This window comes from Lentisphaera profundi (assembly GCF_028728065.1).
GTDB lineage: Bacteria > Verrucomicrobiota > Lentisphaeria > Lentisphaerales > Lentisphaeraceae > Lentisphaera > Lentisphaera profundi.
In genome coordinates, this window is record NZ_CP117812.1 from 704,409 (window position 1) to 729,550 (window position 25,142).

At 40.7% G+C, this 25,142-nt stretch carries 16 protein-coding genes and 1 tRNA gene; 9 read left to right on the forward strand and 8 right to left on the reverse strand.

What is annotated here, in order from left to right; all coding sequences use genetic code 11:
- From PQO03_RS14375 to PQO03_RS14390, 4 genes are all read left to right on the forward strand, one after another.
- Complete coding sequence (locus PQO03_RS14375; protein WP_274153882.1) at positions 1-1,953, forward strand: type I phosphomannose isomerase catalytic subunit; 1,953 nt, start codon at positions 1-3, stop codon at positions 1,951-1,953.
- A gap of 2 nt (positions 1,954-1,955) precedes the next feature.
- Positions 1,956-3,011 (forward strand): glycoside hydrolase family 130 protein, encoded by a 1,056-nt coding sequence (locus tag PQO03_RS14380; protein WP_274153883.1) that lies wholly within the window; start codon positions 1,956-1,958, stop codon positions 3,009-3,011.
- Between the two features lie 75 nt (positions 3,012-3,086).
- The gene (locus tag PQO03_RS14385) at positions 3,087-4,538 is read left to right on the forward strand and encodes an MFS transporter (RefSeq protein WP_274153884.1); all 1,452 of its coding nucleotides are present in this window, start codon (positions 3,087-3,089) and stop codon (positions 4,536-4,538) included.
- Entirely contained in the window at positions 4,538-5,371 is an 834-nt protein-coding gene (locus PQO03_RS14390; protein ID WP_274153885.1) for an aldose epimerase family protein, read from the forward strand. Before PQO03_RS14385 ends, PQO03_RS14390 begins: the two co-directional genes overlap by 1 nt.
- A 10-nt stretch (positions 5,372-5,381) precedes the next feature.
- Here PQO03_RS14390 and PQO03_RS14395 read toward each other — a convergent pair whose 3' ends face one another.
- The 5 genes from PQO03_RS14395 to dnaA all read right to left on the reverse strand — a co-directional run bounded on the left by PQO03_RS14395 (position 5,382) and on the right by dnaA (position 10,533).
- Entirely contained in the window at positions 5,382-7,442 is a 2,061-nt protein-coding gene (locus tag PQO03_RS14395; RefSeq protein ID WP_274153886.1) for a serine/threonine-protein kinase, read from the reverse strand.
- A 6-nt stretch (positions 7,443-7,448) separates the two neighbouring features.
- Positions 7,449-8,036 carry an RNA polymerase sigma factor gene (locus tag PQO03_RS14400; protein WP_274153887.1) on the reverse strand — a complete coding sequence of 196 codons (588 nt, stop codon included), beginning with the start codon at positions 8,034-8,036 and terminating at the stop codon, positions 7,449-7,451.
- A 240-nt stretch (positions 8,037-8,276) separates the two neighbouring features.
- Positions 8,277-8,639, reverse strand: coding sequence for a putative quinol monooxygenase (locus PQO03_RS14405; protein WP_274153888.1), 363 nt, complete (start codon positions 8,637-8,639; stop codon positions 8,277-8,279).
- A gap of 281 nt (positions 8,640-8,920) precedes the next feature.
- Positions 8,921-8,994, reverse strand: a tRNA-Ala gene (locus PQO03_RS14410).
- A 120-nt stretch (positions 8,995-9,114) separates the two neighbouring features.
- Positions 9,115-10,533 carry a chromosomal replication initiator protein DnaA gene (dnaA, locus tag PQO03_RS14415; RefSeq protein ID WP_274153889.1) on the reverse strand — a complete coding sequence of 473 codons (1,419 nt, stop codon included), beginning with the start codon at positions 10,531-10,533 and terminating at the stop codon, positions 9,115-9,117.
- Positions 10,534-10,838: 305 nt separating this feature from the next.
- Between dnaA and nagA the strand changes: the two genes are divergently transcribed.
- From nagA to PQO03_RS14430, 3 genes are read left to right on the forward strand one after another with little or no spacing between them, the layout of a single operon-like run.
- A complete protein-coding gene (nagA, locus tag PQO03_RS14420) occupies positions 10,839-12,044 on the forward strand; it encodes an N-acetylglucosamine-6-phosphate deacetylase (RefSeq protein WP_274153890.1) in 1,206 nt (401 codons plus the stop codon).
- The gene (locus tag PQO03_RS14425; RefSeq protein WP_274153891.1) at positions 12,037-13,374 is read left to right on the forward strand and encodes a class II 3-deoxy-7-phosphoheptulonate synthase; all 1,338 of its coding nucleotides are present in this window, start codon (positions 12,037-12,039) and stop codon (positions 13,372-13,374) included. The genes nagA and PQO03_RS14425 overlap by 8 nt, the downstream gene beginning before the upstream one ends.
- Entirely contained in the window at positions 13,371-14,822 is a 1,452-nt protein-coding gene (locus tag PQO03_RS14430; RefSeq protein WP_274153892.1) for a hypothetical protein, read from the forward strand. Before PQO03_RS14425 ends, PQO03_RS14430 begins: the two co-directional genes overlap by 4 nt.
- A 3-nt stretch (positions 14,823-14,825) precedes the next feature.
- On the opposite strand, the gene PQO03_RS14435 is transcribed toward PQO03_RS14430, so the two are convergent.
- Positions 14,826-18,011, reverse strand: coding sequence for a phosphorylase b kinase regulatory subunit alpha/beta (locus PQO03_RS14435; protein ID WP_274153893.1), 3,186 nt, complete (start codon positions 18,009-18,011; stop codon positions 14,826-14,828).
- A 191-nt stretch (positions 18,012-18,202) separates the two neighbouring features.
- Positions 18,203-19,147, reverse strand: a complete 945-nt coding sequence (locus tag PQO03_RS14440) for a serine/threonine protein kinase (RefSeq protein ID WP_274153894.1) — start codon at positions 19,145-19,147, stop codon at positions 18,203-18,205.
- A gap of 213 nt (positions 19,148-19,360) precedes the next feature.
- Between PQO03_RS14440 and PQO03_RS14445 the strand changes: the two genes are divergently transcribed.
- Positions 19,361-21,301, forward strand: coding sequence for a BRCT domain-containing protein (locus PQO03_RS14445; RefSeq protein WP_274153895.1), 1,941 nt, complete (start codon positions 19,361-19,363; stop codon positions 21,299-21,301).
- A gap of 30 nt (positions 21,302-21,331) precedes the next feature.
- Positions 21,332-23,974, forward strand: coding sequence for a DEAD/DEAH box helicase family protein (locus tag PQO03_RS14450; protein ID WP_274153896.1), 2,643 nt, complete (start codon positions 21,332-21,334; stop codon positions 23,972-23,974).
- A gap of 63 nt (positions 23,975-24,037) precedes the next feature.
- Here PQO03_RS14450 and PQO03_RS14455 read toward each other — a convergent pair whose 3' ends face one another.
- The gene (locus PQO03_RS14455) at positions 24,038-25,078 is read right to left on the reverse strand and encodes an NHL repeat-containing protein (protein ID WP_274153897.1); all 1,041 of its coding nucleotides are present in this window, start codon (positions 25,076-25,078) and stop codon (positions 24,038-24,040) included.
- Positions 25,079-25,142: the final 64 nt, after the last annotated feature.

Sequence of the window (25,142 nt, forward strand, 5' to 3'; positions counted from 1 at the left end):
ATGATAGCAACAATAGATTTAGGTGGTACACAAACGAAGTATGGTTTGATTCACAATGGTGAAATTGTTTCAGCGGGTCAATGTGAAGCCAAGGCACAAGGTCCGATTCACGAGCATTTAAACGAAGTTAAAGTTTATTTGGAAGACATGTGTCAAAAGCAGGACTTAAAATTGAGTGATTGCCGCGGTTTGGGGATATTAAGCACTGGTTTGGTCAATAATCAGGAAATGCGTGTTTTGACCACAAATGGGAAATACGATGATTCCAAAGAGTTCGATTTTAAAACTTGGGCTCAGGATGAATTGAGTTTGGAAGTTCGCATCGAGAATGATGCTCGTGGTGCACTACTAGGTGAGTGGCATTTTGGGGCAGCTTATGATGTTGAAAACGCGATGATGATTACGCTGGGCACAGGGATCGGAACCGCAGTTATTTCTGAAGGACGATTGCTGAAGGGCTCGCGTTACTCCGGAGGCAATTTGGGTGGACATATTTTGGTTAATTCAGGTGGTAGAAAGTGTACTTGTGGTGCAGTGGGATGCTTAGAGGCCGAAGCCTCGGGTTGGGCGCTGCCGGAAATTGTTCGCGAGCATGAGTTTTATCAAAAGAGTTCATTGCGCGATGAAGTAAAACTCGGTTTTAAAGAATTATTTCAGCATGCTGATCAGGGAGATGCCTGTGCCATTGCGGTGCGTGAGCACTGTTTGAAAATGTGGGGCGAAGCATTGGTTTCTTATATTCATTTATTTGATCCTGAAAAAATTGTCATCGGAGGTGGAGTGATGCATTCCGCGGCTATGATTTTAGCTAGCTTTGATAAAACAATTAAAGAAATGGAATGGCGTGGAGGTGAAAACGTAAAAGTAGTTCAAGCCAAGCATACAGATAATGCAGGTATCCTAGGAGCCGCAGCTTTGTTCCAGGAGCACAAGCAAGTTTATGCGCCACTCTTTTTTGAACCGGTGTATAAATCAGCAATTTGGGGTGGATCACTCATTGAGAGCATAGGCAGGCAAGTTCCTGTAAGTGATGTGCCCACTGGTGAGAGTTGGGAAATTGTTGATCGATCCGATGAGCAGAGTTGTGTGAGTGAAGGTTTATATAAAGGCTCAACTTTACGTCAGTTGATAGAAAATGATCCTGAAGGTATTGTGGGCTTAGGCCATCAGAAAGAGGATGCCTTCCCTTTGCTTTTAAAGATTATTGATGCTGAGCAAGATTTATCTTTGCAGGTTCATCCTGATGAAGAATCCTGTAAACACCTCAGCGACTCAGAACCAAAAACAGAAATGTGGTATGTACTCGATCATCAAGTGGATGCGCAGATTCTTGCAGGTATTAAAGATGATGTGAGTCAAGAGGAATTTCGAGCGAAAATTGAAGATCCGAGTGTGCGTGAATTGATGCATTCTTATACTTCGGAGAAAGGCAGTGCCTTTTTCATCAAGGCCACCACGATGCATGCCATCGGCGGGGGTAATTTGATTTATGAAATCCAGCAGAATAGTAATACGACTTATCGAGTAAGTGACTGGGGACGTTTAGATAAAGATGGTCAATCTAGAGAACTTCATGTTGAGCAGGCGATGACTTGTCTGGAATACAAGAATCCGACTGATGCCATAGTCCCTTACGAATTAAGTGACTGTAGTTTTGAAGCACAAGAGAATGATGATTTTTTTCAAGTGCGTCAATTGACCACATGTCAATTTTTTCAGGTCGCAGAATTTAAACTTAAAGGCCTCCTCAATTTCAATACTGAAAACCGTTGTTTTCATACACTCTATGCGGTAGATAATGATTTGAAAATCATTCATTCAGGCTGTGATTTTATCTTGAATCGTGGTCAAAGCTGTTTGATCCCTGCAAGAGCAGGTGATTATCAGATTGAGAGTCGCGAGAATACGACTTTTATTCACAGTCGACTTAGCCCTCAGCAAGTGGAGAGTTAAGGATGGATATAGCGAAACGATTTACACAAAATCCACTTATCCAACCCGAGGATATCTTAGCGAGTGTACAAGGTGCTGAAGTTGAGTGTCTCTTAAATCCCGGGGTCTTTAAGTTTGAAGGGAAAACTTATCTTTTAATGCGTGTCGCTGAGCGTATGAAGCAGCGAGAGGGCTATTTATCCACTTTAGTTGTCGATCCGACTAAAGAGGGTGGGGTAAGCATTGTTGAATTTGCTTTAGATGATCCGAAACTTTGCTATGATGATGCGCGAGTTTTTAGTTATGATGGCAAGACTTATCTCACAACGCTATCGCATTTGCGTTTAGCCGAGAGTGAAGATTGTATTAACTTTAAAGTACAGCCAAAGCCTTTATTGCTCGGTTTAGGTGAATATGAAGATTTTGGTATGGAAGATTGCCGTGTGACACAGATGGGTGAACTCTATATCTTGACTTATACAGCGGTATCTGAGTATGGCCCCGCAGTGGGAAAAATAACAACTCGGGATTGGAAGACTTTCACTCGCGATGGAATTATGCTAGCGCCCCCCAATAAAGATTGTGCCATTTTTGAAGAAATTATTGATGACAAATTCTGGTGTTTACATCGTCCAGTGGTGAAAGTCGATAGCTGGAGTGAGCTTAATATTTGGCTTGCAAGTTCTTCAGATATGGAGCACTGGGGCAACCATATTTGTTTAGCCAAGACGCGTCCAGGGATGTGGGATAGTCAACGCATTGGCGCAGGAGCTGCGCCGATACGTACAGAGCAGGGTTGGTTGGAAATATATCACGGCTGTGACGAAACTTCGCGTTATTGTTTGGGTGCACTGTTATTGGATCTTTCAGATCCCCGTAAGGTGATTGCACGTTCCGAAGAGCCGATTATGGAGCCTTTGGAGAAGTATGAGCAGCAAGGATTTTTTGGTAATGTGGTATTTACCAATGGTCACCTCGTTGATGGCGATTGCTTAACTTTGTATTACGGCGCATCAGATACAGTGATATGTGCTGCAGATTTGTCGATTAAGGAGATACTTCAGACGCTTTTGTCTTAAAACTCATCCAAGTTCTTTCGAAAAGGAAATGATTAGTTTATAATTTAAAGAATAGCTTTATTCAAGGAAAAGTTAATGCACGAAACTTTAACAATTGCAGAAAATGAACAAGTCCCGATCAAGCAAAAAATTGCTTATGGTCTAGGTGGGCTCAGTGATTTCTTTATTCAAACGATGATTGGTGCTTTAGCGATCCCGATTTTTGCCGAGGGAATGAAACTGGATTCTTATCACTTGGGTTTTATTCTTGCAGGGACTAAAGCGGTGAGTGCTTTGGCTGATCCTTTTGTGGGCATTGTGTCGGATAAGACAAGGAGTAAGTGGGGTCGCCGAAAGCCCTTTATATTGCTTTTTGGAATACTTTCGGCGATACTGATGCCCTTTATTTGGTATGTGCCCGATGTGAGTGATAATATGAAGTTCCTCTATATCTTTGTGACACTTTCGACTTACTTCTTTTTTCATTCGATGTTTGCGGTTCCGTATAATGCCTTGGGTTATGAAATGACCTCGAATTATGATGAAAAGACCAAGATCTTTGCCTGGAAAAAATATATTGGAATCCTCGGTATCTTAGCGGCGGCATGGTTTTATCGCTTCACGCTTTGGGATATTTTCGAAGATGAGATGCAAGGCGCCATGGTTTTGGGTGTAGTACTTGGGATTCTCACCATGTTTTGTTCTTTGGCCGTAGTGAAAGGAACTAAAGAAATTCATAAAGAAGAGGCTGAATCAAAAGTCGAAACGCCTCGTATTCCCTTTGGTGAAATTTTAAAAACTACTTTTCAAAATAAATCCTTTATGTTAGTTCAAGGTGCAATGTTAGCGATTGCTTTAGGTATGGGCGTGGATGCGATTATGGGAACCTACCTCCATATTCATTACACCTGCGGAGGCGATAAAATTTTAGCATCTTCAGTAGGTGGGTGGGGCGGTACTATTGCGACGGTGCCAATTCTTATTTGTGTTCCCATGGTGATCTGGATATCTAGCCACTGGGGCAAACGCGCTGCGGCAATTTGTGGAAATTTAGTGCTATTAGTCGGTGTCTGTTCAATTCCTTGGATGATGAATCAAGCTTACCCTTATTTAATAATTGGCGTCTGGATTCTTTCGCAATTCGGAACTCAATCTTCTGGTGTGATGTATGAATCAATGATCTCGGATGTATGTGATGAAGATGAGTTTCATACCGGTGAACGCCGCGAAGGAAGTTATGCTGCAGCGGGAAGCGTACTTAATAAAGGCGTGCAAATTGTGATTTTTTTGATCAGTGGTTATATGCCGAAATTGGCGGGTTATGTGGATCAATCCGTACCGCCTAATATGGAGCAGTTATTGAACATGAAGAAGCTCTTGGTGGCCACTGATATTGCTGGAGTTGCGATCGCACTATGCTGTATTTTCTTTTACCCCTTAACGCGTGATCGTTGTGCCTCAATCAAAAAGCAATTACAGGATCGTTCCGCTCAAAAAGAAGCCGCCTTGGTATCTATGCAAGAGCCAGAATCTAAAGAGTCTATTTAATGTCTCTCAAAGCGATTAACTTAAAGTATGAACTTGAGTATGGCCAAAATAGAATTGAAGTAGATAGCTATGGTGCAAAAGTGCTCGGGCTCTATTTAGGTGGAGATCATAATATCCTATTTTATGATGAAAATGATATATCTCATAGTGGGATCCCCCTCTGCTTTCCTGGCTTTGGGCCTTTGAAAGAGGGCAAGTTTCAAAATGCGGGTAAAGATTATGAAATGAATCAGCATGGCTTTGTGAGAAATAGTGTGTTTGATTTGATTGCTCGTGGAGATAATTTTTTGAATTTCCAGCTGGAGTCAAACTTCTATACCAAGGAAAAATTTCCTTTCAATTTTCTTTTTCAAGTGAGCTATACGCTGAGTGAGAAAGAACTTATCATTGATTTATGGATTAAAAATCAGTCGCGACAAGTGATGCCACTAGCGCCGGGAATTCATCCTTATTTTGCGGTTAAAGAACCCAATGGACTTAGCTTCACGAGCCTTGCGAAAAACGCAAATAATAATTTACTCAATTATGAAGTGGTGGAGGCGTCGACAGTCTTGACGCCATCAGAGCAAAGCTACCACATTAAAGGGGCGCCAGACCTGCACCTCATAGATCATACTTTGCAGGAGACGATGATATATCGAAAGGGCGAGTCGAATTTGAAGATGACTGCGGATCCAAATATATTTAATCGCATGGTGATTTGGCGTAAAAGTGAAGATTCGAAGTATGTCTGTATTGAGCCCGCTTATGAACAGAATGGGCTCAATGAAAATCCGATAGCGATTTTGCCGGGAAAAGCATTCGAGACACGTGTGGTAATAGCTTTAGCCTGAATTCACTGATTTATTTAATCAGTAAGTGAATATTGCTTCTCAGTGATTTAATCTGATGAGGTAAGAATTGTTTTTTAGCAATAATAACAAATTTTAAGGAGGCTAAGTTGTTGAGGGGGCTGAGGTCACTTACGAGTGTCTCCCGTAAATCAATTTCTTCGAGTAGATCTAAGCCTCTGAGTTCTTTCAAGTCGTGGATTTGAGTGCCTCGAATATCGAGTGTTTTTATTGCGAGGGGAGCGAGTAAAGACTTGCGGTGGTCAGTCATTCCACGCGTGCCAAGTATTTTAAAGTCTAGGCCTTTTAATTGTAGTTTTTTAGTCTCAGGATCGTAGCTAAATTGACTATTTTTTAAGCCACCATTGCGGGTGGCCAGCATGTGTTGAACTATTTGTTCGTAGGAAGTTTTATCTAACCTTAATTCTGAGTCGTAGGCCATGACTTTTTCCATGAAGATCTCATTGCGATCATTGAAGGAAGTGAATAGTTTAATGAATTGACTTATGGGAATTAAGCCTTGAGGATTTTTGGGAGTTTTTAAATATTTTTTGGCTGATTTGAAGAGAGCATGGCGCGGGTTTTTATCTTTATGAAGATCGTATACAGCCTGGAAATCTTGAGCGATAAAATGATACTCAGATAAAATATTATTCCTCGCGGGGTCAGGTTTATTTGCGGTGAAATTTATTATTTTTTCTTGTACGCTTTTAACGGGGTTACGGTAATCAATTCGTTGAAAATTCGAGGGCTTCACAAGGCTTTTTTGAGCGTTTAAGGCGGCGACTCGCTTTTGTTCATTTTGATAAATAAGAATGAGTCGTTCGGCTTCAAGATGAGCATCGGTGGCTTTCTTTTCAGCAGACTCAGCGAGGGTCTTTGCAAGTAGTGCTTCTTTTTGAGAGGCAATGGCTTGCTCGGTTTTTGTATTGAGGTTAAAAATGAACTGCAGGGTCAGAGTGATAAGGACCAGGATAAATAAGACGGATAAATGGACGAGAGCACGATTGCGTTGGTAGAGAAGTTTGATGCCTTTTAGTATAGAGGCATTTTCTGCATCGGTTGCAAAGCCCGCGAGGTAGTTATAGACTTCGTCGCGCAGTTTGGTGACGCTTTGGTAGCGATCTTCTTGTTTGAGTGAAACGGCTTTCATAACAACCGCATTCAGACTTTCGGGGGTCTTAAGGTGAGGGAACCTCACTTGTGGAGAGAGTATTAAACCTTTTGACGTTTTTTGAAGGACTTCTTGGGTGTCGCCTTCAAGAGGGTAACAGTTTGTGAGAATACTGTAAAGTAGGCAGCCGAGAGCGTAGATATCGGTAGTGGTATTTTTTTCGAGTTCTTTATTAATTTGCTCTGGAGCCATGTAGCCGGGAGTGCCTTTGACCTGGCCTGTTAGGGTCATGTTATTGAGCCAATCTGAGTTAAAGAGTTCTGCGTCACAAGAATGCTCTTTCGATCCTATGATTTTGGCTAAGCCCCAGTCGCACACCAAAACTTCCCCAAAGTCGCCAACCTGAATATTGGCAGGTTTAATATCTAGATGAATGACGCCTTTTGAGTGTGAAAAGGCAATGGCATCACAGATTTTAATAAATATCTCGAGTAGTTTATTGAGGGGGTAGGAATCTATGTATTCTGCTTTGTTAGTATTTTTGGAGCGTAATATCTTTTCTAGATTATCGCCTTCTTTGAGTTCCATGGTGAAAAAAGGACTATGGTCTTCGTCGACGCCGAGGTCATGGACGGTCATGATATTGGGGTGTTCCAAAAGTCCTGTTATACGAGCTTCGCAAATGAAGGGGTCGTAAAACTCTTTTCCTGCTTCGCTATGGAGTTTAGCCATGGCGATATAGCGGCCGGCGACAGAGTCGAACACCCGGTAGATTTTTTTCATGCCACCTTGATTGATTGCTTCGGGATCTAGGTAGCGTTTTTTAATAATTTCAAGGCTCTCAAATAGAGGGCTACTTTGCGTGGAATCGTCATTTGAACTATCCAAGGCCGTATCAAATAAGGATAAGAGATTATCCATTTTTGTATGTTGAGGTTCTTCTTTGCTCGAGGGAGTCATGTATAATCAATATTCCAATTGGCTAACGAGGGCTCGGACTTCTTCCATGAATTTCTTTTTAACACGGTTTTTAAGTACGTAAACGGAATCTTTTTTGAGATTGAGTTGTTCGGCAATGGCATCGGTTGTCATGCCTTTCATCGAGAGCTCAAAGACTTCGATGGCATTTCCTGAAAATAGTGATTCCATTTTTTTGAATGCGAGCTCACAAATATAGGATTTCCATTCTTTTTCAATCATTAGGTCGAGCTCGGATTGAGGGGTCGAGTCGAGGTAGCTATTCATTTCGCTGGCATCGCGCTTGGCTTGGTTAGCTTGCTTGCGATAGTAATTCATGGTTGTATTGCGAATTACGGCACCCATCCAGTTTCGAAACGAGGCTTTTTCTTTATCGTATTTCTCTAAATCTTTCCATAGGCTAAGTAAAATCATTTGAGTTAAATCATCGGTATCCGCCCCAGAGAAACGAAGCTTATAGATGAGGACCTGAATAAATTGTTTGTAGTAGGAGACGAATTCTTCCCAGGCCTGATAATCATCTGGATTTTTGGCGCGCTGAAGGAGAGTCTGGCGGGTAGCCCATTCATTACTCATAAATTTTACCCTTGATTAAATTAGCTTCATTATTTTGGATCAAGTTAAATCAAATTCCCTAGTCCTACAAACTTTTAGGTGAATAAGGAAGTGATATAAAGCAACACGATTAAGCAGCTGACGCGGTAAAGTGAGTGCGAAGCACTAATAAAATACCAAGCTGCGTGATCTAATTAATCGTGTAAAGCTAAGTGACTTCCCGATAGATAGAAAGTCACAAGCTCACAGATTTGGATTTTATTATTTTCTAAAGCCGTATTCGAGTTCAAAGTATTTGATATCTAAATCTTTAAGTGGCTCTTTGAGTTGAGCGAGCTCTTGTGCAGGGCCATGGATTTCAAATTGAACGAGTTCTGAGATCTCCAAAGCTTTACCAATCAGATCACCAACGTTTTCGATGTGTGCAAGTACTCCTTTGGCGTTAGTGTAGCCTTCGCGGCAATGAACGATGCCTTGGTTCATTGCAAAGCCGTAGTAAAGGCATGCTTCTTCGCTTGAAGTGCGGGCAACAAATTCTTCACAAAGTGCTTTGAACTCTTCGCATTTACCTTCGTTTACTTTGAAGTAGGGGACAATTGAACAGCATGTATCATTCGTGGACATGGGAACTCCGTATTTGTGGTTATGTAAGAAATGATAGATAATGTATTCAGTATGACTTTGTTTTCAATAGTAAAATATGGAGAGAACGATTATTGAGAGGGATGTGTGGTGAATAAGAGGCTCAAAGACTTAATGTCATCACTGGAAGTGATGCATAAGTATGAAATACTGTAGTTCCAGTCAAAAGTGGCAATGGCTTTTTGGATCTGGAGATGTATGTGATTTATCATTGATAAGCAGTATGAATAAAAAAAGCCACTTCCGAAGAAGTGACTTTCAAGTGGAGCATAAGGGACTCGAACCCTTGACCTCATCACTGCCAGCGACGCGCTCTAGCCAACTGAGCTAATGCCCCTTTTTGAATGAAGTCACTTTAGAGAGATAAAGCACTTTTACAAGAGAGAATTAAAGTGAAAATTGAAAAAAATTGTGAGTAGAGCTTCGCTCTAGCTGATTTGCGAGGGAAAAATAGTTTTTAGAGGTTTTCTAAACGTTTTTTGAGGTAAAAAACTTTATCTTTAAAGCTCGGATCAAGTTCCATTTGTTCATTTATCGCATTGCATGAATGAAGCACTGTCGCGTGTGTGCGTCGGAATTGTTCAGCAATGGCAGGGAATGATTCTTCGGTCAAGTTGCGGCTCAAGTACATGGCGACTTGGCGAGGTGTGACGATCGATTGAGTTCGTCTCTTACCGAGGATATCTTTAACGCCGACATCGAAATATTCAGCGACTTGGCGAAGTATGGCAGTGATATCGAGATTGCGATCGGAAGTATTCTCTAGTTGACCACCTAAAACTTCACGAGCAAGGGAAGCATTAACTTCGTAGCCCATAGTGGAAGCATAAGTAACTAAGCGAACGAGTGCACCTTCTAGCTTTCTAACGTGAGACTTGATATTAGAAGCAATGAAATCTAAAACATCATTGGGGATATGAACATTCATTGAATTGCGCTTTTGTCTTAAAATGGCGACTCGTGTCTCGAACTCAGGTTTAAGAACATCGACAATTTGTCCATGTTCAAAACGGGAAACTAAACGTTTTTCTAGGCCATCCAATTCGTGGGGTTGGCAATCGGAAGTTAAAACGATTTGTTTGTTGAGTGAGTAGAGGGCATTGAAAGTGTGGAAAAATTCTTCTTGAGTTTTTGTTTTGTTCTTGAGGAACTGAACATCATCGAGAAGTAAAATGTCGACATTGCGAAATCTTTTTCTGAAATTGCGTTGATCATTATGTTGAATTGAGTCAATGAAGATATTGGAAAATTCTTCAGCACTTAAGTATTCAATTCTGTGGTAAGGATTGTGAGACATGGTCTCTTGAGCAATGGCATGAAGGAGGTGACTCTTGCCTAGGCCCGAGCTACCATAGATAAAAAGTGGGTTGTAGCTAAAACCGGGGGATTCGGAAACTGCTTTAGAGGTCGCAAAAGCGAGGCGGTTGGAATCGCCGACAATAAAGTTTTGAAATGAATAACGGTCTGAGCTAGGGAAATTATTTTTTGATTTAGCGTCGTTAGCTTTAGGAGCTTCAACGGCTCTGCGACGAGTTTTATCAATAATTGGTTTGAGAGAGATTTTATCTTCTTTTTGAGTCTCGGCAGTAAAGAGAGCTTCACCTTTACCGAGGGCATCAATTGAGATTCCCTTAATTGAGCTAGGTAAGTCTTGTTGGCACTCTTTTAGACTTTCAGATAGCAAGCTTAAGTAGTTTTCGCGGATGTGATCGATGAAAACATTGTAGCCTTTGTTGAGGCTAATTTTGAAAGTCCCTGATTCATCGATAGATGCAAAAGATTCTTGGAAGAATTTATTGAAGCCAGGGCTGCTGATGCGGGCGCTTATAACGGGGTACAAAACATCCCAAACTGCTTGACAATCAATGGTTTCCATAAATAATATCTATTCTTCTATCCGTTTTGTTAGTTCAACTTGCCTGATTGGCGAGGTGCTTACATTAGGTTCGACAAAAGCGCTCTACAAGTGATAAAAAAGAGAAAAATCCAAGTTAATTTCACACCTTTTTTTTTATTCAGAACTTGACACGCAGTAGCTTTCCGAAAATGTAATTTTCAAATAGGTGTTTGATTTTTATTCTCAATCTTTTTAAGAGATATTATTCTCATTTTCTGAAAGCGAGCCATGAAAAAAAGCGAGCCATGGATTAAGTTGAGAGATAGTGAAAAAATTGAGAGACAATGATGATAAAGACAGACAATTTATTGATCAATGTGGATTATGGCCTGACAAATGGGCGTGTGATTCACAACTGTTCTATTTTATGTAGAGATAAGAGTATATATGCAATTGGTGGAGCCTCATCATTTAAAGAAGCCGTCTATACACATTGCCTAGATTTGAAAGACTGTTATGCGGTTCCTGGATTTGTCGATGGACATATCTATGGCTTTGGGAAAATATCGCTATTAGATAGTATGGATGTAAATGCCTTGAGTGTAATGGCAAGAGAACTTCCTGCACATGGAGTAACGAGTTTTTTGGCCACTCTACAATCAACGAATCGCCCTAAGTTGATAGAAGCCTTGAAACGTACGAGTGATAATATCCTCAATCAGGAAGATGGTGCGGAAGCTTTAGGGATTCACTTGATTGGTCCTTTCATTAACCCTGAATTAAATGGTCTGGTGAGAGATGAAGGAGTTCGCAAGTACAGCAGAGATGAATTAGAAGAGATTATTGAAGCGGCACAAGGAACCTTGAAGGTTATGACCCTGGCTCCAGAAGTTGAAGGAGCACAAGAAATAATCGAAATTCTTACTAAAAATGGAATCCAAGCTTCGATGGGGCATAGCAGTGCCAATGAACATCAAGTTCATGCATCGATGAAGGCAGGAGCACGCAATGTAACTCACCTCTATAATTGTATGAAGCCTCTACATCAAAGAGAAATGGGGCTTTCGTCTACGGCGCTCGTTGATGAGAGTTTAACTTGCGAACTTATTTTTGATGGTTTTCATATTCATCCACAGATGCTGGATTTAGCCTGTCGTGCTAAGGGTGGGGACAAAATTTCGGCAGTATCATCTGCGAATCAAGGAACGGGTTTACCTGATGGACGTTATAAATTTGATGAGAATGAATATATTATTGAGGATCAACATTTATTATTGCCTGATGGAACAATCGCAGGATCGATGTTGACCCTTGAGCAAGCTTGGCAAAATGTGATTAATTTCACCCATATGAATACAAAAGAAGCAATAGCTTGTTTTACCTCTACACCAAGTACATCTTTAGGCTTAAGTGACCGCGGACATTTGTCTCCGGGCTTAAAAGCGGATATTGCAATTTTTAATAAAGATCACGAGTTACAAGCAACTTTAATCAATGGCAATATTGCCTACATCAAAAATGAAGAAAATTTGAGGCAGATAAATGACTAATTGGACTCCCGATTCCTGGAAAACGAAAGAGATTTTTCAACAGCCAAAATGGCCACAAGATAAGTTAGAAGAAACTTGTGCGAAATTAGCCAAGTTGCCTCCTTTGGTTTTTGCGGGCGAAATTGAATCTTTGAAAACCCAATTAGCGGCGGCTTCTCGCGGCGAAGCTTTTTTACTTCAAGGGGGAGATTGCGCAGAAGATTTTAGTTCGTGCAATGCACCTTATATAAGAGAGACGATGAAAGTACTGCTGCAGATGGCAGTCGTTTTAACTTTTGGTGGCAATAAAAATGTAGTGAAAGTGGGTCGTATTGCAGGTCAGTATGCAAAACCACGCTCGTCCGATACTGAAATGGTTAATGGCATAGAAATACCTTCTTATAGAGGTGACTGTGTCAATAGCCCCGAAGCGAATTTAGCAGCTAGGACTCCAGATCCGGATCGTTTGTTGCAAGCGTATTTCCATTCTACGGCGACTTTAAATTTATTGCGTGCCTATGTTCAGGGTGGTTACGCGGATTTACACAAAGTTCATGTGTGGAATAAAGAGTTTGTGGCAAATTCCTCCGCAGGTAAGCGTTATGAGTCGATTGCGGCTAAAATTGATTCGGCGATTTCTTTTATGGAAGCCTGTGGGGTGAACTCTACACAAGTTCCGCAGTTACAGAGAACCAATATTTACACTTCACACGAAGCTTTGATTTTACCTTTTGAGCAAGCGATGACACGTCAGGATAGCCTATCTGGACGTTGGTATGACTGTTCGGCACACATGGTGTGGATTGGTGATAGAACTCGACAAATTGATGCAGCTCACATGGAGTTCTTTCGTGGTATTAATAATCCTGTTGGCATGAAAGTGGGGCCCAGTATGGATGCCGATGAATTGATTAAAATTTTGGATGTCTTAAATCCTAATAATGAAGAAGGGCGCATTAATCTGATTAGTCGCTTTGGCCATGGTAAAGTTGCATCGATGTTGCCGCCACTCGTTAAACGCGTGCGTGACGAAGGTCGCAATGTACTTTGGAGTTGTGATCCGATGCACGGCAATACTTTCACAGCTGCCTCAGGCTTTAAGACTCGTGATGTTCAATTTATCACAGATGAGATAAAAGCATTCTTTGATACACATGGGGAAGCTGGAACGGTGCCTGGTGGTCTTCATTTTGAACTTACTGGTGCCAATGTAACGGAGATTTGTGGTGGAGCGCAGAAAATTTCTGATCTTGATTTAGCAAAGAATTACCAGACAAATTGTGATCCACGATTGAATTGTCAGCAAAGTCTTGAATTGGCTTATGATATTGCGGAAATGTTGCAAAAATGATTTTATCGGAGCTCTCTACTTATGAAAGTTTGAGTGAGCGTGAACTTGCTCAGTCAATCAAAGCTATTGAGCTCCAGTTAAGTTATCTGCAAAGACAAATAGCAGATAATGATATTCCCGTTTTCATTCTTATTGATGGTTTATCTACCGCAGGCAAGAGTGCTTGTATAGGTCATTTAGTACAGGCTTTTGACCCACGTTTCTATCGTGTGGCTTCGGGTTTAAAAAAGAAAGATCAGATTTCATGGCTCCAGCCTTTTTGGGATGCGAACCCCGCAAAAGGGACGATTAGTTTTTTTGATCGTTCATGGTACCGCATGGCTTTTCGCAAAGAACTTGCAGCAGAAGGCTCGGGATGTAATTATTTTGATGAAGCAGTGGAGTTTGAGAAAAAGCATTTGCTGAATGGTGCACTTGTGATAAAGATTTTTTTACATATTTCCAAGGATACTCAAGCTGAGCGCCTGCAAATTTTGAAAGCAGATAAAAAGCTTGCTTGGCGAGTCGATAAGCATGACTTCGAGCAAAATAAAAACTTTGACAAGTACCAGCATGCCGCAAATGAAATGATTGAGAGATCAGATTTTTCACAATCATCGTGGAATATTATTCCTGCGGATAATCCCTCTTACGCCTTTTTGAAAGCCTCTGAATGCCTGGTTAAGGCAATGACTGACTTTATGAGTGAGCGTAAGCAAGATCTAGCTATCTCTAGTTCTTTAAGTGATTGTGCGATTCCGAAGCGTCCCGCTTTACAGAGTTCGGATATTAGCAAGAAAGATTATGAAAAGCAATTGCCTAAGCTTCAGCAGCGTCTTCAGGAGCTTTCTTATAAGCTCTATAAGAAAAAGCGTTCTGCCATTATTATGTTTGAAGGCTGGGATGCAGCGGGCAAAGGCGGTGCGATTAAAAGGCTTTTACGTTTTGTCGACCCACGAAATTATCGAGTATGCCCGATAGCGGCGCCGAGTTCACTTGATAAGCGTCATCATTATCTCTGGCGTTTTTGGACTCAATTTCCCGACTTGGGAAATTTATTGATTTTTGATCGTTCATGGTATGGCCGCGTTTTAGTTGAGCGAGTAGAAGGCTTTTGCTCAGAAGATGAATGGCAACGTGCCTATGATGAAATTGCTTTAACGGAAAAACATCTTGTCAAGGAAGGTGTGATTGTGATTAAATTTTGGCTTGATATCGATAAAGAAATCCAAAAAGAACGCTTTGATTTACGTTTGAAAACATCTCACAAGAGTTGGAAGATTACCGACGAAGACTGGCGTAATCGTGAGAAGTGGGATGAGTATGATGATGCTATCAACGAAATGATCTTTCGAACTTCACGCAAAGGCGCGAAGTGGAATGTGATTGAAGGTAATAATAAAAAGTATGCGCGTATTCAAGTCTTGCAGCAAACTATCAAGGCCTTTGAAAAGGCCTTGGATAGTTAGAGCTTACTGAGTCAATAAGAACTTGATGGCGTCAATGATACTGGCCGCCACTCTTTGAGGCGAGCTTTGGTAGATTAATTCCCAGGCCTGAGCTTTGCGCTCTTGGTAATGCTGAGCTTGAGCAGGGTATTTGTGGAGCCAATTGAGTCTGACAGCATGGCCAATGATCACATCAAGCACGATATAATCATCGAATTTAAGGCTAGGATTGGCAATGGAGAAAGCGCCAATGGCACTTAATGATTCGATACACAAATGGCGGTAATCTGCAGCGGGGATATCGTTGAGAAGGTTATCTGCAAGAAAAGCAAAAGCAGGTTCGCCAGTAGTCATAGAACTCAAAACTAAAGATGAATCGATACAGTTTGAGCTATTAAACTTATTCCCCAGAATAATGCCCTTACAATTCTCTAGGATTTTGCGAAGTTTAGGATAAAAGCTTTTAGGGAGTTTTGAAATAGCGCCATTTTGCAAGCGCCATGTAGCCCAGTTTGCGACGCGAGTTTGGAACTCTTCATCAATGCTGCCCTTATTGAAATCAGTTTCTTGAGTTTCACAAGTATAGTTAATAAACTCAAGGCTCTGCATATTATTTTGCATTTCTTTGTATGCGGCTAAAACTGTTTTTAGACGAGTTTGAATTGCTTGTGGAGGCATAGCGACCAAGAGATCGAAGGCCTGGCCTTGTGATATTTTTAATTCTGATGCAATTTGAGCCACGATTAAGTGAATGAATTCACTCGTGCGAATAGAGATCATATTATTGAAGAGTGTGGGGTCTTGTTTTACGACGTAGCTCAAGAATATGAGTAACTCTTGGTGAATGAGTTCTTCGCGGCTATCGTGGCCACAACTCTTTTTGATTTTTTGAATGATATCATCATTATTCATGGATTGGTTGATAATGCCGTCTTTATTGTAAGATCGCCCAACAATGACAATTTTTTGTCTAACCAGTAATTCTGTGACCGCATCATCTAAACCAAAATGAGATTTGTTTAGTAGTCCAGCAATACTACGAACAATTGCCCAGATTCGTTGTTCGCACGCGTGTTGATAAACTTCTTCCAATAAGATATGTAATGATACGTCTTCTTGTTTGTTTTGGATGAAACAAGAGAAAGCTAATGAGTGCTTCTTAGCTAGGTAGACTAAGGTTTTTGCCTGGCGATAAAGATTTTTTGTGGTATTGAGCTCCTCAATCAGCTCATCTTCGCTAGGTTCTTGAGCTAAACGTTCCATTGTTGTGGGAGAGAGTTCAATTGTCTCGCTAGGGCAACAATCTAAATAATACGTAGGTTTCACATTGGAGTTGAGAGTTGGACAGTATGAAGGAAGGTCAGGAACATTCACAATAGATTTTATAGGCGTGTTTTTTACGGCCGTATTAAAGTCTACGATATTTGCATGTGGAACCTGATCAGACTGCATGTCTTGTAAAAACTGATACAAATCAGGAGCATCTTCACCTTCGAGCATATCAGCTTTGATAAAGAGTGCTTGGATTGCCTGGCCATCACTCGTCCAATGACGACTTATGTAAGAAAATTCAGATTTAGCTTCTTCAATAAGTATACGGTTATCTAATTCTAAGTAAAAGTCTTGGTGATTTTGGTACTGTGGTAAAAATAATGCAGGTTTACCATTGATGTGGTAGAGGCGTGAAGTTGCCATGGCGCGTAAGCGGCGTTTTGGTCGTCCGCTGAGTTCGAGCTTCGTATTAGCACCCATTTCAAAAAGGATTTCAGCCAGTTCATTTGGGTACATTATTTTTGTGGGTTCAATTTCATCTAAAGTTTGACTTGGGATCCCTTTCGAAGCCAAAGTTTCTTGTACAGAAGGCGACATGGAAATGATGCAGACTTGGACATTTTTAGGCTTTTCTTCCAGATTTTGTGAATGCCTATTGAGAGGATCTAAATCACTGAGTGCTAAAACTTTTTCTTCAATCATTCTACCGAGTAAGAATAGACTTTGAGCCCAGATAAGAGGAAGATTATTATTGGGGACTCGGTCTTGGCTATGGGGAGTTTCTTTTTCGGCATCAACGGCATCGTTGGGGACAAAGTAGAGTTCTGGTAAAAGTTTCAAACCATCTTTTTCGACTAAGAGTGAGTCGAGTTTTTCTTTGTATTCACGGGCTTCGTTTTTATCATCGCGAAACAGAGCATCAAGCATTAAATAGGTAAAAAAGAGCGGCCACTCAGATTCGATATCTTTAAAATTCTTGAGTTCACTTGTTTCGTAATGAAGTCTGTGCTCGTCTTCCATGACTGTTTGGTGACCATCGAGTAAAAACCTTTTACAGCCGTAGCGACCGCCAAGTTTTTGTACAATTTCTTTGCGAGTACGTTCTCGAAGTTCAGGGTCTTCAATAGCAAAAGCGGGATAGCCAACAATACTGAGTACAGCTGCATCGACTTCTTTGGAATAAGATTCACGGGGCAATAAGGCTTGTAGAGTGCTGCGTGAGCGAGCGATTTCGTCGCCCATTACATGAATCAAAGAGGATTGATCGCCATCGTCGCCAAAGAGATTCATTTCGTCCATGGCTTCTAAAGCAGCTTTTGCCATGCCGACAGAGCTGGCATTAACTTCTGCCATGCCATTATTGATTTTGTGTCCACGTTCCCAAATGCCGAAATCGGGAGTTCTGTAGGCGCGACCAATATAATGAACGAGGTTTTGGACAAAATCGACTTCGTCATGACTATAAATAATACGCAAGCCAGATTTTGTCATTTGAGCAATCATTAAGAGGAAGATGGAAGTCGCATCTAATTGTAAGTGACCCCATTGATCATCACCGACAACAGTCTGTCCTGATTGGGTATCATATTTTGCGTGAAGCGCATCGAGAGGATCTTGGCTATATTTAAATTTTTCGACTTTGTGAGATTGACGAATCATAGCTTGTAGCAAGCCGCGCATGAGTTTGACAACGGATTGTTCCAAAGAATAGGCCCGCGCATTATTGACGGATGATTTGCGGTAGGCCATGGCGAGTCCCCAAACGGCCTGGATGGTGTAGACGTTATCTCTTACCCAAGCATCGGTGTAGTCGCCGTGTTCATTAATATCTGTACTGGCGGGGAAGAGTCCAGTTAAAGGATCTTGACGAATTAGAATGGTTTGATTCACTTCTTGGTAAAATTGCTCGAGAATAGATTCAGTCTTTTGTGTACTCATGATTGATGGGTAGCTTATTTTTAAATTATAATTTATAAAATGATAGTTGAGCTTTGCCTTTTGGGTATGAAGATTTTATAAAAATAAAAGACTTTTTTTAAACTTGTGTTCAAGAAGAGCTTAATCACAAAAAAAAATGACGAACTTCTGTAAAGAGTTCGCCATGATAAAAGTGATGGTACGGGTATTAATTAATCATATAGATCAGGGAAAAATTTCTTCATGAAATTTTCCATAGATACAATTGTGGGGCCATAACCATCTTTATAAATAAAATATTCCAGAGCCGTACACATTTCGTCTGCAGTTTGGAAACGGTCGCAAGGTTCAACTTGAATGGCGCGAAATAAAATATTTTCTAATTCAGTAGGGAGGTCATCCGGTAAAGCATCCATGTTGACCGCTCCGGCGCAAGCGAGTTCAAAGAGTTCGGATTCATTCTCAGCATCTCGGCTAAAGTTACCCGATAGTAATTCGAAGAGTACCATGCCTAAAGCATAGATATCGACTCTCTTGTCAACTTTTTCTTTTCGTGCCTGTTCAGGTGCCATGTAAACGAGTTTTCCCATGAGGCATTGATCGTTACTGGTGATAGAATTTGAGAGTGCTTTGGCAATACCAAAATCAGTGAGTTTGGGCAAGCCTTCTTTGGTGACTAAAATATTATTGGGGCAAATGTCTCTGTGGACAATGCCTAAGTTACTTTTATTGATGTCGCAACGATTGTGTGCATAGGCTAAGCCTCGAGCGATCCGACTGGCGATAAATACGGCTAAAGGATATGGCAGGGCGAGGTTGTCTTCGCGAAGGCGATCAATCATATCGTGGAGGCCAATGCCTTCTACGAGCTCCATAACAATGAAGTGACCAAAGGGTGCGCGTTCGAGTTGGTAAATTTGAACTATATTTTCATGGACTAAATTCGAGACAAGTTTGGCTTCAGAGATGAACATGTCTATAAAGCGTTGGTCCTCGTCCATGTCGGCTAAAAGTGTTTTGATGGCTACTTTTTTGGTGAAGCCCTCAGCACCAAGTATTTCTGCTTCGTAGACTTCCCCCATTCCGCCAGCTGCAATGAGGTTTAAAATCTTGTAATTGGTACTCGATTTTAAAACCTTTGGCATTTTTTTATTCATATAGATATCTCCCTTAATAATCCTTCTGTCTTCAAAGGAGTATAACTAAAAGTAAAACGTGGCGTAAGTATATAAGGATAATTAAAAGTGAAATACTCAAAGTTTTCACAAACTTTTAATGAATATTCTTAGTTTTTTAGTAATCAGCAACATTTTCATAAGAATTAGCTAGGTGTACTATGTTCAAAAGTAAATTAAGGACTTTCATATAATATGGATATCGATGCGCTCAAAGAAAAGTTAGATCAAGCTAATCAATTATATAGAACTGGAGGGGAGAGTCCCTTAAGTGATGCGGAGTACGATTTTTTACTCGAGCAGGTCAATGAGCAAAAATTTCGCGATAAAGTGGGTTATGAAATAGAGAAGAATAAAGTCGAACTTGCCGTACCCATGGGTAGTCTCAATAAAATTAAAACTCAAGCAGAAGTTTTTGATTGGAGTAAATCGAAAAGCATTGCTCTAGATACCGAAATTTGTATTACACCAAAGTATGATGGTTTATCGCTCTTAGTCTATTTTGTCGAGGGAAAGTATACAGGAGCCTATACTCGTGGTGATGGCCTCTCTGGCCAAGATGTAAGTGAACATTTTTCAGTTAATCCCCTATGTGATTTGCGACTTCCGCAAGATTTTACGGGTTATTTAATTGGCGAGTGTATTATGGATGAAGCCAAATTTAAAGCTAAGTATAGTGAGAAATTTAAAAATCCGCGCAATATGGTGGCGGGCCTTTTGAGCCGCAAAACCTTAAGTCGAGAATTGGCTGATGTTTGTTACGTCGCCTATGGTGTGCGAAGCTCGCAAATGAAACATAAACTTGATCAAGTTGAGTTTTGTAATCAGTATATTAATGCTCAATGGAAGTATAAAGTTTTATGTCCCCTCTATAAACTGGAGGATTTAAAAGATAGTGAACTTCAGCAAGTCTATGACTCCGAGATTCGCTTTCAATGTGATGGTCTCGTTTTAGAGATTAATGATAGTGACTTATTCCATGAAATAGGGAAAGAAACAAATTCATTAAATCCTGGTGGTGCTCGTGCGTGGAAGCCCGAAAGTGTGGACTCTTTACCCTCTATAGTGAAGGAAGTTGTGTGGCAGATTTCAAAAAATGGTGCAGCTAAACCAGTGATCAAAATTGAGCCCATTGACTTAGCAGGAGTTACAATTTCAAATGTGACGGGTATAAATGCGCGCTTTATTGAAGATAGTGGTATTGCTGCAGGAGCAACGGTTACTGTGATTCGCTCAGGTGATGTAATCCCCAAAATCATTGCGGTGCCCAACCCTGTTGAAGGAGCGAATTTACCTCAATTTTGCCCGAACTGTGAATCAGAACTCGTATGGAATGAAAATCGGGTTGATATTGTTTGCAGTAATAAGACTTGTCCAGCGATGAAAAAAGCAGCTCTTATCGATTTTTTTGCTACGCTCAAAGCGGATGAAGTGGGTGAGGGAATTATAACGTCACTTTGGGATGCGGGTTACCAGAGCGTCAAAGCCTTGCTTGAATTGAAGATGGAAGATTTACTTAAGCTAGATGGTTTTAAGCAGCGCAAAGCTAAAAAAGTACTCGATTCAATGAAAGTATCTATCGTTGATGTTCCTCTACCACGTCTACAGCATGCGAGTAACCTCTTTCGTGGTCTTGGCGAAAAAAAGCTTGAGCTCTTACAGAAATATGACAAGCCAGGTTTAAAGCCTAGTTTGGAAGAACTATTGGAAGTTGATGGTTATTCAGAAATCAGTTCTAAATCCTACTTAGGATCTATTGATGATTACTGGCTATTTGCCGCAGAATTACCTGGCTTGACTTATAAAAAAGTATTAGTTAATACTAGTGGGATTTTCACTGGGAAAACTTTAGTTTTTACTGGCTTCCGTTCCCCGGAACTCGAAGAACAAGTGAAAGCTGAAGGAGGCAAGATTGGAAGTTCTGTGAGTAAAAAAACGTTTGCTTTAGTGGTGAAAGCCACTGGCTCGGGTTCTTCAAAAGAGAAAAAAGCTTTAGATCTAGGAGTGGAAGTCTGGAGTAAAGATCAATTGGAAGAAAAGTTTGCTGAAGTGACCGTAGAGGTAGAGAATGAGCCGAAAAATGCCCCACTCGAAAGTGAGGGAAAAGCTGAAATGGTTCAGCCGGACCTTTTTTAAGGAACAAGAGTATAGAGGGAGAAGAGGAAGATGCAGGATTTTCCTAATTTAGAATTTCGTTTTACTTGGCGCCCTTATCAAGAGCGGGTGCTTGCTGCATTGGAAGAACATTTAGGGGACAAAAAGTTACATATAGTAGCAGCCCCTGGCGCGGGTAAAACAACTTTGGGGATTGAAGTTTTTCGGAAATTGGGGAAAAGAGCTTTGATCCTTTCTCCTACGCGCATTATTCGCGATCAGTGGATTGATCGCTTGGGTGATTTTTGTAATAGCTCAGAGGATTTAACTTGGACGAGTCGCTCACTGAATGAACTAGCGGTATTTAATTCGGTGACATATCAAGCTCTTTATAGCCTATTGAAAGCAGGCGTAGATAGAGAAGATAGTTCAAAGATTCAATTGAATGAAAAGGCATTAAAAGATGTAGTTGATTTATTAAATGAACATAAGATTCAGACTCTTATTTTAGATGAAGCGCATCATTTAAGATCTGAATGGTGGAGGATTCTTAATGAGATCCTTCAAGTTAAAGACGATATGACTTTAGTTTCTTTAACAGGAACACCCCCTTACGATTCAAAAGGTAGTGAATGGCTCAAGTATGAATCATTATGCGGTCCGATCGATGAAGAGATTTCTATTCCTGAGTTAGTTAAAGCAGGAACCCTGTGTCCTCATCAAGATTTTGTTTGGGCTTGTGATGCTACAGAAAGTGAGGGCGAAAAAGTCCAATCATACGATCGATGTGTTGAGGATCTTTGTCAAAAATTGTATAAAGATAATCAATTCGATGAATTACTGAAAAGTCATAAGGTGTTTGATGGGGAATATGATTGGGATGAACTTTATCGTGTGCCGGAAGAATTAATTGCAATTCTAGTTTTATTGAAAAGTAAAGACCGAGATTTGGACCCTAGGATATTGTCGGCTTTAGATTTGAAGAAAATTTTAGTCCCTCAATTAGGAAGGAAATGGTGGCAGATTCTGATTCAAACGGTACTTTTTTCAAAATATCTGACGCCTAGTGCAAGCTTAGATAATTACCGAAAGGAACTTAAGAAGTTACTGCGTTCACTGAAGCTCTTACATAGGAATACTTTATCCATTGAGTCCTCGCGAGAAGTAAAGCGTTCGCTGTCCTTAAGCTCAGCCAAAATTGAAGGGATATGTCAGATTCATGAGTGTGAGTTTGATAAAAGAGGGCAGAGTTTAAGGCAGGTTATCCTCACGGATTTCATCCGAGATGAGCAAGTATCGAATACTGAGAAGATAGGCGAATATAGTTTAGGGGCCTTGCCAGTATTTAAAACATTGAAGATGACGAGTTCCATTCCTGATGATTTAGCTCTAGTGTGTGGGCGTTTTAATCTCGTTCATGTCACTAAAGTAGATTTTATAAATACTAACTTTGCGCTTTCGGCTGATGACTATAAAAAAAGCAGTGTCGATCCCCATTATTTAGAGCTGAGAATCCCAGTCCAAAAAGCGACGCAAGTTTACACAAAGCTATTAATGTTGGGGCAGATTAAAGTTTTGATTGGAACGCGATCTTTACTTGGAGAGGGCTGGGATGCGCCTGTGATAAACTCACTTATTTTAGCGAGTTCAGTGGGATCCTTTATGCAGACGAATCAAATGCGAGGTCGAGCCATAAGGCGAGATCCACATGATCCGGATAAAATCAGTTCTATTTGGCATTTAGTGGCAATCAATCCCAAGTCTTATTCAGGTTGGTTGGATTACTTTGATTTACAGGGGCGTTTTAAAACATTTCCTGGCTTACATACAAAGGACTTAAGGATAGAGACTGGTTTTGAACGATTAGGGACCTTTACACTTAATCATGCGACGGGTTTAAAAGAAAGCTGGAATTTGAAACTTAATAATCGTAAAATGCGTCAAGGTATAGAAACTATTGAAGAGCAAGGAGAGCGTTGGCATCAAGCTTTGGATAGCAAAGAATCCATAAGAATAGTGCCATCTCTTCGAGTATTTAAACAGCCAAACGTTAGACAATATCATTTGCGCTATAGTCTGACTTATTTATTATCTCAATTAACAGGGGCATTTTGGGCTTTATATGAAAGTCGATTTCTTGTGGAACGAGGCGTGGGTTTTCGAGGATTCCTAGTTCTTGTGGTGATCGGAACTTTATTATGGAAATTACCACAGAGTTTGAAGTTACTCAAAATCCTCTTTTCTCATCTTCCCGTAGATGGATCCTTGAAATCTATCGGTAAAGCTTTGTCAGAATCCCTAAGTAAGGAGGGCTTTATAAAAACGCCTCTTCTGGAGCAGGAAATCAGCATAAATAGCAGAGTTGATGGAAGTTTTACCATGGCTTTAAAGGGCTGTAGCTTTTATGAGTCTTCCTTATTTGCGGATGCTTTGGCAGAAGTTTTTTCTTGTGTAGAAAATCCTAGATATCTCATTTCTCGAAAAGCTAAATTTTTGAGTTTTAATCGAGTGGATTATCATGTGGTGCCTTTGAAATTAGCCAGCCAGAAAAAACTTGCGATGAGCTTTTTGGCTAGTTGGGAAAAGTATCTCGGCCCCAGCGAATTGATATACACACGTAGTTCAGAAGGTAAAGAAAAGTTGATTAAAGCAAAAACAAAGGCCTTCTCCTCTAACTTTCGTAAAGAGGTAGAACGCCAAGATTTGTGGCAGTAAGTCTAGTATAAAAAAAGCCTCACGTATAAGTGAGGCTTCTAAGAAATTTATTGAACTTAAATACTATTTCTGTAAGCTAAGCTTTCTTAAACGGCCTTTGAAGTTCCAGTCTTGGACATAGAGATTCAAGTCTTTGTCAAAAGAACAACCATGTGGAGCCGTGAAAATGGCAGGCTTCCAGTCCTTGGGATCTACCTTGTAGCTGTGATGCTCTTTCTTATTTGGATTATCACCTAAGATAGAGACGATTTTGAAATCTTTGTCAAGGATGACACAGCGACCAGATAATTCGGCAACCGCAATATTGTCACCCATGATAGAGATTGCACAAGGGCGACGTAGGTCCTTGATGGGAGTATCGACGTACTTGCCATCCAAAGTCAATCTCTGTAGGGCGCGATTTTCACGGTCTGAAACAATGATGTAGGGCTGATCGCCACGAGTATCAATAGTGAGGCCATGACTAGTGCTGAATGTGCCTTCGCCTTTCCCTCTACCACCGAAAGTCGTCAAGTATTTTTGGTCAGCTGAATAGACGTGAATTAAACTGGTTGCGTAACCATCTGAAACATAGATTCTGCCGTCGGGAGCAACATCAACAGCAGTTGGTGCGTAGCGAGGTTTTGCTTTTTTATAGGCAGGGTGATCAGGGAAGCCGTTGATAGTCCAAATAATCTTGCCATCCAAATCCATTTTACAGACTTTCTTTTGGCTATTGAAAGCGGCATAAATGTATTCTTTGCCATTTTCTTCTTTGAGTTCAAGGCTATGACTAGAATGAGTCTCGGGCCCAAAACCTTTGATGAAATGGCCATCACCACAGAGTTTTACAATGCCGTCTTTTTCATTGGTACTGACGTAAACATTGCCGGCTTTATCCACGGCGACGCCACCATGAGTTGCCCCTAAGTTAGCTTTGCCCGTGGGAGTTTCTCCCCAAGCTAAATCAACTTTATATTTAAAGTTATTTTGGCCAGTGACAAAATCTGCGTCCGTAAAGGGTGCTTGGCTCAATGCGACGGGATTGATTTTGTGACTATGATCATCGTGAGCATAAGTACTTGCGCAAAGTGCAAAGAGTGTGAGTAAAGCAGTTTTTTTCATCTTGTTTCCTATTGTTGATGTCGAGTTAAAAGTTGAATTATAGAGTATTACTTTTGTTCACTCA